At 39.6% G+C, this 12113-nt stretch carries 11 protein-coding genes and 1 pseudogene; 2 read left to right on the top strand and 10 right to left on the bottom strand.

Going from position 1 to position 12113, the window contains the following annotated elements:
* Positions 1 to 43: 43 nt before the first annotated feature.
* The 3 genes and pseudogenes from PSF16_RS14585 to PSF16_RS14575 form a co-directional block, all read right to left on the bottom strand.
* Positions 44 to 499 carry an Hsp20 family protein gene (locus tag PSF16_RS14585; RefSeq protein ID WP_006661916.1) on the bottom strand — a complete coding sequence of 152 codons (456 nt, stop codon included), beginning with the start codon at positions 497 to 499 and terminating at the stop codon, positions 44 to 46.
* Positions 500 to 700: 201 nt separating this feature from the next.
* A complete protein-coding gene (ymcF, locus tag PSF16_RS14580; protein ID WP_432652916.1) occupies positions 701 to 823 on the bottom strand; it encodes a cold shock small protein YmcF in 123 nt (40 codons plus the stop codon).
* A 12-nt stretch (positions 824 to 835) separates the two neighbouring features.
* A pseudogene (locus PSF16_RS14575) lies at positions 836 to 1023 on the bottom strand (cold shock domain-containing protein); the annotation flags it as partial.
* A 470-nt stretch (positions 1024 to 1493) separates the two neighbouring features.
* Here PSF16_RS14575 and ttcA point away from each other — a divergent pair.
* Positions 1494 to 2435 (top strand): tRNA 2-thiocytidine(32) synthetase TtcA, encoded by a 942-nt coding sequence (ttcA, locus tag PSF16_RS14570; protein WP_262362003.1) that lies wholly within the window; start codon positions 1494 to 1496, stop codon positions 2433 to 2435.
* A gap of 265 nt (positions 2436 to 2700) precedes the next feature.
* On the opposite strand, the gene zntB is transcribed toward ttcA, so the two are convergent.
* Both zntB and PSF16_RS14560 read right to left on the bottom strand, forming a co-directional pair.
* Positions 2701 to 3684 (bottom strand): zinc transporter ZntB, encoded by a 984-nt coding sequence (zntB, locus tag PSF16_RS14565; RefSeq protein ID WP_272689513.1) that lies wholly within the window; start codon positions 3682 to 3684, stop codon positions 2701 to 2703.
* Between the two features lie 363 nt (positions 3685 to 4047).
* Positions 4048 to 5670 (bottom strand): peptide ABC transporter substrate-binding protein, encoded by a 1623-nt coding sequence (locus tag PSF16_RS14560; protein ID WP_272689512.1) that lies wholly within the window; start codon positions 5668 to 5670, stop codon positions 4048 to 4050.
* Between the two features lie 461 nt (positions 5671 to 6131).
* On the opposite strand from PSF16_RS14560, the gene tpx reads away from it, so the two are divergent.
* A complete protein-coding gene (gene tpx / locus PSF16_RS14555) occupies positions 6132 to 6632 on the top strand; it encodes a thiol peroxidase (protein ID WP_006661920.1) in 501 nt (166 codons plus the stop codon).
* A 124-nt stretch (positions 6633 to 6756) separates the two neighbouring features.
* On the opposite strand, the gene PSF16_RS14550 is transcribed toward tpx, so the two are convergent.
* The 5 genes from PSF16_RS14550 to PSF16_RS14530 form a co-directional block, all read right to left on the bottom strand.
* On the bottom strand, positions 6757 to 7131 hold the full coding sequence (locus PSF16_RS14550; RefSeq protein WP_154601090.1) for an ATP-binding protein: 375 nt from the start codon (positions 7129 to 7131) through the stop codon (positions 6757 to 6759).
* A gap of 273 nt (positions 7132 to 7404) precedes the next feature.
* The gene (locus PSF16_RS14545) at positions 7405 to 7833 is read right to left on the bottom strand and encodes a hypothetical protein (RefSeq protein ID WP_036962198.1); all 429 of its coding nucleotides are present in this window, start codon (positions 7831 to 7833) and stop codon (positions 7405 to 7407) included.
* Positions 7834 to 7837: 4 nt separating this feature from the next.
* Positions 7838 to 9403: a transcriptional regulator TyrR gene (gene tyrR, locus PSF16_RS14540; protein WP_036962196.1), complete on the bottom strand. Its 1566-nt coding sequence runs from the start codon at positions 9401 to 9403 to the stop codon at positions 7838 to 7840.
* Between the two features lie 233 nt (positions 9404 to 9636).
* Positions 9637 to 10692, bottom strand: coding sequence for a YcjF family protein (locus PSF16_RS14535; protein WP_272689511.1), 1056 nt, complete (start codon positions 10690 to 10692; stop codon positions 9637 to 9639).
* A complete protein-coding gene (locus PSF16_RS14530) occupies positions 10689 to 12086 on the bottom strand; it encodes a YcjX family protein (RefSeq protein ID WP_272689510.1) in 1398 nt (465 codons plus the stop codon). The genes PSF16_RS14535 and PSF16_RS14530 overlap by 4 nt, the downstream gene beginning before the upstream one ends.
* Positions 12087 to 12113 lie beyond the last annotated feature (27 nt).

Here is a 12113-nt window from a genome sequence, read left to right as displayed (position 1 = left end):
TAAAAAACCCGCCATTGTTGGCGGGTTAAAAAATACAGAAAAATTATTTTGTATCTTTATTTTCAATAGCTATGACCCGAGGTTTTTCTTCTTCCGGGATTTCATATTCAATATTTAATGTTAACAAACCGCTTGATAATTCTGCATTTTCAATTTTTACATTCTTACCGAGATTAAATTCAAGAGAAAACTTATTTTGTGTTATCCCTTGATGAATCCATTTTTCTGAATCATTAACTAATTCAGTTGATTGCTCACCTTGTACATAGAGTTTCCCACCTTTTAAGGATACACTTAACTCATCCTCCTTATAACCAGGAACACTAACAGTTAATTGATAATTTGATTCATTTATTTGTTTTAAATTATATGGATGCTCTGAGGTTAATGGTCGGTTACCTGTTAATTGACTGAATAAACGATCCATTTGGTCAAACCTATTAGAAAGCAAGTTATCAGATAACGCTGGAAATAATGAAAAAGATCTAATGTTAGACATAATTTCTCCTTCAATATCAAAATAAATATCTATTACATAAGCACTATTAGCCAGTATGGATTAATTTTTTATCCTGTTACATCACTTATATAGGATTGCTAGCGAGAATTTCAAGATAATGATTACAATTCTTTACATTTAATATAGGCAGTCATAAAAAAATCACCACAGCGAGGTTCTTAACCATAGCCTGTCAAGTGACTAACATGCCTGAGCTTGCATGGTGCTTTTGCAAAAAATACATTTAGCACCAGAAGGGTCACTTTTTGTTACTTCAAAATGGTACCGTCTGTACTGAGTCCCTTTACAGCAAAGACATTTCATAACGATATCGCCCTAAAGCGCCACCACATTTGCCGCAGCTGGACCTTTTGCACCATTCGCTACTGAGAAACTAACTTTTTGTCCTTCAGTAAGCGTTTTGAAGCTATCACTTTGAATTGCACAAAGTGTACGAACACATCTTTGCTTCCATCTTCAGGAGAAATAAAACCAAAGCCTGTAGATTCGTTAAACCATTTTACTAAAAAATGTCATTGTATTAGACATATTGAATTCCTTTAGATTTTAATTGTTGCCACACGGCATATAGATACGATCATTATTTTAATCATCAATATGAATTGAAAATGTACTTAACATAAAAAACATAACATACTGATAAATATTTATTTTTATGATATAGACTCCTGATGCCGTCTTATTATCATCCCACTTAATTTGCCTTCAAATCGATCAGAGTATGATCATAAGGTAGAACCTTTTTTGCTTACTAGTATCGAAAGCCCCCTACCATCTGCTATCATTGCTGGCTTAGAGATTTCTTTACCGTGAATGTTTTTTAGCTTTTTGTCTGTGAATTTTTATTAAATTCTGACATATCAGTCTTATTCAATGTCTTACTACACGAGTCAGTGTAAGACTGGGTTAATTCGGAAACAACGAGAACGACAAAAAACCAAAAAATATATACTTTTCAAAAAATTAAATAGCAATCAGAAACAAGAAAGAACAACCGAGAATGACGACTAATAAAGAGCAATATAACCTAAATAAACTCCAAAAAAGAATCCGCCGTGATGTTGGGCAAGCTATCGCCGATTTTAATATGATTGAAGATGGTGACCGCATCATGGTTTGCCTATCTGGGGGAAAAGATAGCTACACCCTACTGTCTATTTTGCAAAGCCTGCAAAAAAGTGCTCCAATTTCATTCTCTTTGGTCGCGGTAAACCTAGACCAAAAACAGCCTGGCTTCCCTGAGCATATTTTACCGGCTTACTTAGAGGAACTCGGTGTTGAGTATAAAATCGTTGAAGAAAATACTTACGGTATTGTGAAGGAAAAAATTCCTGAAGGAAAAACGACCTGCTCTCTGTGTTCTCGTCTGCGCCGTGGTATTTTGTATCGTACAGCAACAGAGATAGGTGCAACCAAAATCGCATTAGGTCATCACCGCGATGACATTTTACAAACACTGTTTTTAAACATGTTCTATGGCGGAAAATTAAAAGGCATGCCACCAAAGCTCATGAGTGACGACGGGAAACACATTGTTATCCGCCCTCTGGCTTATTGCCGTGAAAAAGATATTGAGCGTTATGCGAAAGCCAAAGCATTCCCTATCATTCCTTGTAATCTGTGCGGTTCTCAGCCTAATTTACAACGTCAAGTGATTAAAGAGATGCTCCGTGATTGGGATAAACGCTATCCTGGTCGCATTGAAACCATGTTTAGCGCAACTCAAAATGTTGTTTCCTCGCATCTGTGTGACACTGAACTTTTTGATTTTAAAAATATCTCTCATGGAGATGCCGTGATCAATGGCGGCGATATGGCTTTTGACCGCGAAGAGCTACCGACTCAGCCAATGATGGATGAAGATGATCAGCCCGACTATAACGCTGACCGTTTAGATGTAATTGAAATTAAATAAGATTACTCATAGTTATCCCACTACCTCTATATAATAGGGGTAGTGTCAGATTTTATGCAAAAAAAAAGCCGATGTAAGAGACATCGGCATTACAGTGGTCAATTATTCTGTATAAGAACTCAATATGAGAAAAACTACAATTATGGAGCACAACGTTCATCGCTCAACGTTGCATTCACCTGCGGGAGTAATATTGCCTTAAAACCCTATTCACTTTATTGATTTATCTCAAACTAGTGCCCATTATCCAGAATAATTCACCGTCTTATAACCATCGACTTCTTTTTAACCACCAGAACACTGTAGCAATCAAACCCGCGAGTAACAAGCAGAATGTACTGAAGGCAAACTTGAACTCATTACCCGGGATCCCCCCTAAATTCACACCAAATAAACCGGTTAAAAACGTGGTGGGTAAGAATATCATTGCCATTAATGACATAGTATAAATTCGGCGATTCATCATTTCTGTCATCATGTTCGTAATTTCGTCAGACATAATCGCAGTACGCGCAATAAAACCGTCTAGATCTTCAATACAACGCCCGAGTCTGTCCGATATTTCTTGCAAACGACGTCTATCATTTTCATCCAGCCATAATAATTTTTCGGCCGTTAACCGTGAAAACATATCTCGTTGCGGTGCCATATAACGGCGAACAACAATAAGTTGTTTACGCAACAGGGCTAATTCCCCTCTTTCCGGAATTTCGCCATGCAATACCACATCTTCCATTTCAATCAATCGTTCGTGAAGAGAATCAGTAAAATCACTAATTTCATCAGTCATTGCATCCGTAACATCAGCAAGCCATTCTCCTGTGCTTTGAGCACCTACACCTTCTTTTAAATCATCAATAACCGAATCCAATGAATGAACACGTCGATGTCTACATGAAACAATCAAACGGCTATTCATGAAAATGCGAAATGCCACTAGCTGCTCTGGACGCTGACCTGTCGTGTTATTTAATGTCTGCAATGTGAGTAACACACCATCGCCAATACGCACCATACGCATACGATTCATTTTACCAGTCAGTGATGATTTCACTTGGTCATTAAATAAATCAGTCTGTTGGATCCAGCTAGCGGTCTCTTTATTTTTATAATCGTAATGCAGCCAAAATGGAGATTGCTGTGTCGCATTTGCATTTAAATCGATAGGAAGAACCCCGCCATTCCCATCTAACTGAAAGGCATGAACAGGGCTAGAGTGTTGAAATTGCGATCCATAGGTCGACGCCATGCAAATATCTCCATAAATTGAAAAGTAAGGTATTTTTAGTTGATTAAAGGGAATATTGCAATGATTTCAATAACAAAATAAAAATACAAAGTTTAATTTAGTGTTAAAGAACAGAAAATAAAAGCATTAAAATAAGATGGTGTGCAGGATTTATAGCTCAATGAAATTTCTCAATTTTTGCTAGGGAGATCCCATTCGATTGACACAAATTAGCAATAAAACCGCAAAGTTTTTCCCTATTATTAGTTCTGTAGTGTTTATTCCTTTTTGGTCCTCCTTCTAACTCTCCAGTGGAAGGAGTTTTTTTATTTTAGGACCGCAAAAAGTTTAGCCAGCACGGTGGGTACTGGCTAAATATCATTGTTAATGCTTAATAATATAGAAGCTATGGCTGTATGCCACATCCTCTGGATTTTCAATCGGATAACCTTTCAACCACGGCTTAATCAACCGTGCATTCGTGTATTGGTAGATTGGCGCAATTGGCGCTTCTTTAGCAATAATCGCTTCTGCTTGATTATAATAGGCATTACGTTGAGCATCATTGGTTTCAATACTTGCTGACGTCATTAATGCATCATATTGCGAGCTATTAAACTTAGGAATATTGCCATTATGTTGAGATGTCAGGAGCGATAAAAAAGTCGATGGCTCATTAAAATCCCCAATCCACGATGCGCGGATCACATCAAAGTTTCCGGTGTTACGGCTATCAATGTAGGTTTTCCACTCTTGGTTCACTAACTTAACCTGAACCCCTAGCTTCTTCTTCCACATAGAAGCAATCGCAATCGCAATTTTTTGGTGGTTTTCCGAACTATTATAAAGCAATGTCAATTCCAAAGGGTGAGCTTCACTATACCCTGCTTGTTGTAACAATATTTTAGCTTGTTGATCCAACTCTTTTTGCTTATGTGACTGATACAGTCCTTTTTGGGGCTTGAAACCTGCGGTGACATCAGGTGTAAAATAATAAGCGGGTTTCTCACCAGTGCCTAATACTTTGCTGGCAATCAGTTGTCGGTCAATCGTCATAGATAATGCCTGACGGACTCTCACATCATTTGTCGGTGCTCGCTGAGTATTGAATGCGTAATAGTAGGTACCTAATTGGTCAGGCGTAAAAACTTCATTCGGAATATCTTGTAATAATTTTTGATAACGCTGTTTCGGGAAGGATTCAGTAATATCTAAATCACCCGCCAAATAGCGATTGGTTGCATGAGACTCTTGGTTAATCGGAACAAAGGTGACCTTTGTGATAACGGTATTTTTATGATCCCAATAATGCGGATTTGGGGTTAGTACGATTTTTTCATTCACAACGCGATCATTCAGTTTAAATGCACCGTTTCCAACCAAATTTCCCACTTTTATCCAATCTGCGCCATATTGTTCAACGGTTCCACGATGGACAGGAAACAGGCTAAAGTTAGCAGTTAATGAAGGAAAATAAGGAACTGGCTTATTTAAGATAATTTTCAATGTATGTTTATCTACTGCTTCTACTCCTAATTGCTCTGGAGGAAGCTTTCCATCAATAATATCTTGCGCATTATTAATACCAGCCAGTGCAGCAAACCAAGCAAATGGTGAAGTATTAGCGGGAGTCACTAAACGACGCCAGCTGTAAACAAAATCTTCGGCGGTAACGGGTTCACCATTCGACCACGCAGCATCAGGACGTAATTGAAAAATCCAAGTTCGGTTATCATTGGTATGCCAATTTAATGCCACTCCCGCGATTGGCTGACCGTGATTATCTTGATTAACAAGACCCTCAAATAAATCACGCATGACTTGAGCTTCTGTAAGGCCAACTGATTTAATTGGATCTAATGATGCGGGTTCATCTTTAAGATGGCGCACAACTTCTTGATTTTCTGCTAAAACAGTACCTGCGGGAATGGTCGCGCTGAGAGTATGTGTAGAAAGGAAAAGTGACGAAATGAATACAGCTAAAGAGGTCAATGAACGTTTATGCATATTATTATTTCTATCTATTAATCAAAAAGAAGGTAACTCAACAGTAAAAACCATTGAGCTTTGATGAATTCATCCATTAAAAACCGCTAAATTCATATTTAGTAAGTCAACGCTCTCCCAATGATATCCAGTAAACCATTGACTTGATTATCGGTTTAAAATTAGCTTTCGCCTCATCATATAACAAGTAAAACACGGCACAAAGCGCTCTTTTTATCCCATTGAATATGGTATTTTAGGATGATACATAATAAAAAACATAAACTCTTAATAGAGCTTATTAATTGTATACTGCGGCGTCACCTTCTTGTTTATCATACTGAGAAGCTGACAATGCAATTGGTCAATAATAGAATGTAAAAACAACAGTTCAGGGCGTGAAATTACGTAATTTTTTGATTATAAATATTACTTTCTCATTTCATCCTCTGCAGCTCAACCTATAAACGGGAGAAAAACGAATGTCACAGACAGTTAAACTCAAAGGCAACAGCATTTCACTTGCAGGTACATTTTTACAGGCAGGTTCACAAGCGAAACCTTTCACTTTAGTCGCTAAGGACTTAAGCGAAGCAACTTTAGAAACGTATCAAGGTAAACGCAAAATTCTGAATATTTTTCCAAGTGTAGATACCGGTGTTTGCGCTGCCTCTGTACGAAAATTTAATCAACTAGCAAGTGGTTTAGATAACACCGTTGTTTTATGTATTTCTGCTGACTTACCTTTCGCACAAGCTCGCTTTTGTGGTGCTGAGGGTTTAGACAACGTCGTTACATTATCTGCATTCCGTAGCGATTTCGCAGCAGATTACGGTGTTGAGATGACAACAGGACCATTAAAAGGCTTAACTGCACGTTCTGTCGTGGTATTAGATGAGAATGACAAAGTCATTTACAGCCAGCTAGTTCCTGAAATTACCGAAGAACCTGATTATGACAACGCGCTAAATAGCCTGAAATAATCTCAATTTATGCTGGACCACAATCACCGATACTTTCAGTGATTGTGGTCTTTTTTATCGACAGGTATTTTACGAATAATGTTGACGGGTAGCATTGACGTTTACGAGGTTTACGCAGCACGTTTTAATCAACATGAGCCCAAAATAGCCGTTTGTGATTTTTCGCGTTAACGACATTAGTAAAAATCATGTTTTCCTTCATCATACTCACTAATGAGTGTGACAGAGTACTTAATACTCGCTGTGCTTGCTCTTGTGTAACAGGGCAACAAGAAGTGAGAATATCAATAATCAAATCCCGTGGTTTATCCCCATTTTTCACTAGTGCTTCCCACGTAAAACGGGTCTTTTTGGCTAAATAATTTGCCGCTGCCTTATTCATTAAATAAAGTTCTGCCGCAGCATTGGCTGATTCAAACATATCACCGTGATAGTGACTCTTAGACATATACTCACGTAGCTTGAAATTGACAATAAAATTAATAGTGAATTGTTCCATTGCAACTCCTTGAAGGTATAAAACCAGCGTTGCTATTATTCATAATCAATGCACAACTTAAGCATTTATTTATCATTAACTGAGAAAGTAAAATGGCGTTCACCATTTTTATAGCAGAAAAAATCACCAGCACGCAATGATCAAAGCATCGCTTTTTAGGTAAAGAACATGAAAATTTGGGTTAATCGAGTTAGCTCACTAAATTATTTGCGCTTATATTTAATTTAGTGAGCGTTTTCATTGGATGGGCTTTACAAGTTGGGAGCGGTGCCACTAATCTGGAAAGTACCGTATTTCAAGCAAAGTGTCTTTCTTGTCTTGAATAAACTGGAGATAGGTTTCTCCTCCTGAAAAACTTTGCTCAATTTCTAATTTATTCTCACCACTCCAACGGTAAATAATCGACAGGCAATTATCATCAGAGCAAATCACTTCCTTGTTTTTATTGGGTTCTAATTTCGCCTCTAAAAACTGTTTATCCTCACCGAGCAAGTCACGATATTCTTGATACGCGCTAAGCAATGAACGATCAGAAAAATGGCACTGAGTTAACGCACCATTTTCATACACGTCATCCATTGTTTGCACTGCATTTTTGCAAAGTTTATCAATCAATTTATTGTTTGGTTTTTCTTGTGCGAAGCTGTTGACGCTCACGCTCATTAATATGCCGATCACACTCAATTTTAAAATATTCTTCATCGCGTTAGTCTTGCTCTTTCTTAGTGCTGAGACCATATTCTCTCAATTTATTCGCAATCGCAGTATGAGAAATATCTAAACGTTTTGCCAATTTTCTTGTGCTCGGATAATCACGATATAGTCTTGCTAATACAGATGCTTCATAACGTTTGGTAATATCATCCAGCGAGCCATTTAATGTATCTAAAGCAATCGCAGGTGCATTAACTGCATCCGGTAATTGAACATCGCCCACATCCAGAATATCGCCATTAAATTGCGATAACCCTTGATATAGTGCATTCCTCAATTGTCTAACATTGCCTGGCCAGTAATAAGAATTCAGTGATTCAATTAATGCTGGTGAAATTTTAGGTTCAGCAATATGTAATTCTTTAGCAAAGTTAGCCACAAACATTTTAGTGAGCGGTTTAATATCTTCACTGCGCTCTCTTAATGGTGGAATAGTCAATGTCAGTACATTCAGGCGATAATAGAGATCTTCACGGAATTTTTTCTGTTCGACTAATTCGGGTAAGTTTTTCTGTGTCGCACAGATCACTCGCACATTTACCTTAACTTCATGCTCTTCACCGACACGTCGGAATGTGCCATCATTCAGGAAACGTAGCAGCTTGATTTGCATTTGAGGCGACATCTCGGCAATTTCATCCAGTAAGACAGTTCCACCGTTTGCCTGCTCAAAAAAGCCTTTTTTCCCTTCAATAGCATTTGGATAGGCACCCGCAGCATATCCAAATAACTCACTTTCGACGACATCATCCGGCAACGATGCACAATTTAATCCTAAAAATGGCGCATTGCCGCGAGCACTGTGTAAATGGCACGCTTTTGCCAAAATATCTTTACCTGTTCCGGTTTCACCGACTAACAAGAGTGGCTCATCAAGCATTGCAACACGTTTGGCTCGCTCGATCACTTGAACCATAGCAGGGCTAACCGCAACAATTTGGTTAAATCCACGGTTATCCACATCAACTTCTGCCGCTTGCTTACGCTGATTTTCCAATATAGCGACCGATTTGAGGAGAATAACTGCGCCTGTGCAGTGAAATTTCCCGTCTTCATCCGCTAGAATGATTGGTGTGACCTGCATTAAATAGTCACTTCCTTTTACAGAGACTCGCTCGGTATAAGGCTCAGGTGACTCCCGCTCAAACCAACGATGTAGCCCATGATTAGGAATTAACTGCGAAAAAGATTTTTGTTTGATTTTGGTTTCATCAACCCCAAATAACTGCAAACTCATTGGGTTAATCAATTCGATATTCAGCTTATTATCAATGGATAATACAGCTTCAGGGAATGAGTTAAGCAATGCCCAAACAGCTCTATGCTCACGCTCTGATGGCATAAAGTAGATACGACGTACATCAATCACTCCATTAATACGGCGGATCTCTGCCATTAACGTGCTAAAAACCTGAAAATCGACAGGTGCAAAATTCAGGTAAATTCGACGTTGAGCTGAAATTTCGATACCTTTTAAGTCAATGTTTTGTAGGACTAAAAGATCAAGTAATTCACGCGTTAAACCGATACGGTCTTGGCAGGTCACTTCGAGGCGCATGATGAAACCTTCTGTAGAGAACATAATTCTTGATATTTTAGCGTTAATTAGGTCAGTAATACAGTATTCGTGTCACATATTGTTGACACCCATCTAGTTTCTAAGAAATATCAGTCCGAGTTTTTTCTTAGACAGCAGGGTTGTTGATTAAACATACAGGAAAAGTCTCTTTTAGAGGGGATAGGCAGGATGTGATTAAACTGTCAACTCATCCTGCCAGCTATATTTACAGCTTATGAATGATCTTTCTTTGTGGGGATCGCGTTTTTCAACTGCCCAATTAATTGGCGGCGGAAATCGCCTAATCTTGGCTTATCGTCTATCCATGGTAATGGACGACATAGCTCCATCGCCTTGATACCAAGTCTAGCCGTCAGTAGCCCAGCCCCTATTCCTTGTGCCGCTCGAGTCGAGAGCCGCGCGGTAATATCCTGAGACAGCCAGTCCATACCCACTTCACGAATAAGCTCGGATGCACCTGCAAATGCAATATTAATCAGTACCATACGAAATAAACGAATTCGGCTATAATACCCAAGTTCAATACCATAAATTGCCGCAATGCGATTAATTAAACGAATATTGCGCCATGCAATAAATGCCATGTCCACAATCGCCAATGGACTGACTGCAATCATTAATGCAGATTCTGCCGATGAACGGCTAATCTCTTTGCGTGCTTGTTCATCCAAAATTGGCTGCACTAATTTACTATATAGCTCAATCACTTCCCTATCGTTATGGGAGTCATGAACGGTTGCTTGCCAACTCTGAATGGCGGGATGCTGCATCGGTAATGCGGATTGCTTGGCTAGCTTCTCACAAAATGCCTTACCCTGCCCCATTCCATGGCTATGAAGCAATTCCCGTGCATAATCTCGCTCTTGAGCTCTCTCCCTAAGTCGATATAAACGCCTCCATTCACCAACCACAGAGCCAACACCAGCCACGACAATCATTCCGCCCGCAGCAGCCGTTCCAAGTGCAGTCCAATCTTGGGTAATCCATGATTGGTGGATCCAAATACCTAATTGAGCAACAACGCTTACGCCAAAAATACCCGCTGCAGTCCCAACCAGTTTTCGCCAAAAACTGCGCTTAGGTTTGAGTGCGTCATTGATCAAGCTTTCAACTTCACCGTCTTGGCTATCTTGCTCTTCCTGTATATCGACTGGAATAAATTTTTCAAATGCACTTTCATCAAAAGTTTGCGCTTGTTTTAACGACTCCATAGCAGGTTTACCTGCTTTATCTGCAAAATCCACACGTTGTTTTAGAGGTTCACTCATTTCAGTTTATCTCCTAACAAAAATTCCAGCGCACTGTCCATTCGGATATGAGGCAAAGGTTGGTCTAACGGCGTTGGACGAGGGCGGAAATTTTCAAATTGGAAGCCCTGCTGTTGCCAGAACTGTTCATTTGGCAAACGCTTAGGCACATCTCCTGGGTAGAAAGTCAGTGGCTGACCATCACTAAGACGTTCGCCTTTCAACGCTGGTAATTTTTCGCCTTTATAATCGACAATACCGCTTTCCGTTGCTTGAATTGACGCAAGCCCAACACAATCCATGCTGATACCTTCAAATGCTGCATTTTGCCATGCATCTTGGACTAGTTGTTGTAATAACGAGACCAAATTAGCATGTTGGTCGGGTGTAACATGATCGGATTTACTGGCTGCAAATAGAAGCTTATCAATACATGGGGAAAACATCCGTCTAAGTAATGTGCGTTTTCCATAATGGAAGCTGCGCATTAACTGTGTTAACGCCATCCGCATATCATTGAATGCGTCTGCACCGCTATTTAGGGGCTGCAAACAATCCACCAGCACAATTTGACGATCAAAACGTTGAAAATGGTCTTTATAAAACCCTTTCACCACATGGTCACAATAGTATTGATAGCGGCGCTGCAACGCACCAATATTGGTGTGTTTATCCGCTTGCACTAACTGTTTTTCACCATATTTTTCAATGTTTGGCCATGGGAAAAACTGTAATGCAGGTGCACCCGCGAGATCTCCCGGTAAGACAAACCGACCAGGTTGAATAAAGTGCTGCCCTTGACGCTTACATTCATGTAAATATGCAGTGTAAGCATCCGAAACTTCAGCTAACAAGTTCTCATCTACGGGCGCTAATGGGTCACATTTTTCGCAAAGCTGTAACCACTCATTAGCGAGTTCAGCACGCTTGCCTTTCAGCAGCACCTTCATTTGGCTAGACCATGTTAAATAGTTCAGATCCAGCATAGGTAAATCCAGTAACCACTCTCCCGGATAATCTACAATCTCCAAATACAAGGAGGAGTTATCTACGAAATGACGAACAAATGAATCATTTGAACGGTAATGCAGTTTTAAGCGAATTTCGCTGACACCTCGAGTTGGCGTGGGCCATTGAGGCGGATTCCCATACAGTGAGGCAATACCTTCATCATAAGCAAAACGAGGAATAGACATATCGCGCTGAGGGATACGTTTAACGCCTAAAATACGTTTGTCTCTTGCCGCAGAAAATAGCGGGAGACGCGCACCTGTCGTGGAATTAAGGAGTTGATTGACGAGAGAAGTGATGAATGCAGTTTTGCCACTACGGCTTAGCCCCGTAACAGCAAGCCTTACATGGCGATCAACGCTACGGTTCATTAAGTCAGTTAATTCATTTTGTAGCCGTTTCATAGTGCTCCTAATTCTCGCTCTCCCAAT

It is taken from the genome of Providencia sp. PROV033 (genome assembly GCF_028484855.1).
Classification (GTDB): domain Bacteria; phylum Pseudomonadota; class Gammaproteobacteria; order Enterobacterales; family Enterobacteriaceae; genus Providencia; species Providencia alcalifaciens.
Note: the sequence above shows the minus strand (reverse complement) of the source record. Positions and strands in the feature narration are given on the sequence as shown.

Bases quoted from the DNA above. Each gene is read 5' to 3' on its own strand.
- PSF16_RS14585 (WP_006661916.1), bottom strand. From the start codon at position 499: ATGTCTAACATTAGATCTTTTTCATTATTTCCAGCGTTATCTGATAAC.
- ymcF (WP_432652916.1), bottom strand. From the start codon at position 823: ATGAAATGTCTTTGCTGTAAAGGGACTCAGTACAGACGGTACCATTTT.
- zntB (WP_272689513.1), bottom strand. From the start codon at position 3,684: ATGGCGTCGACCTATGGATCGCAATTTCAACACTCTAGCCCTGTTCAT.
- PSF16_RS14560 (WP_272689512.1), bottom strand. From the start codon at position 5,670: ATGCATAAACGTTCATTGACCTCTTTAGCTGTATTCATTTCGTCACTT.
- tpx (WP_006661920.1), top strand. From the start codon at position 6,132: ATGTCACAGACAGTTAAACTCAAAGGCAACAGCATTTCACTTGCAGGT.
- PSF16_RS14550 (WP_154601090.1), bottom strand. From the start codon at position 7,131: ATGGAACAATTCACTATTAATTTTATTGTCAATTTCAAGCTACGTGAG.
- PSF16_RS14545 (WP_036962198.1), bottom strand. From the start codon at position 7,833: ATGAAGAATATTTTAAAATTGAGTGTGATCGGCATATTAATGAGCGTG.
- tyrR (WP_036962196.1), bottom strand. From the start codon at position 9,403: ATGCGCCTCGAAGTGACCTGCCAAGACCGTATCGGTTTAACGCGTGAA.
- PSF16_RS14535 (WP_272689511.1), bottom strand. From the start codon at position 10,692: ATGAGTGAACCTCTAAAACAACGTGTGGATTTTGCAGATAAAGCAGGT.
- PSF16_RS14530 (WP_272689510.1), bottom strand. From the start codon at position 12,086: ATGAAACGGCTACAAAATGAATTAACTGACTTAATGAACCGTAGCGTT.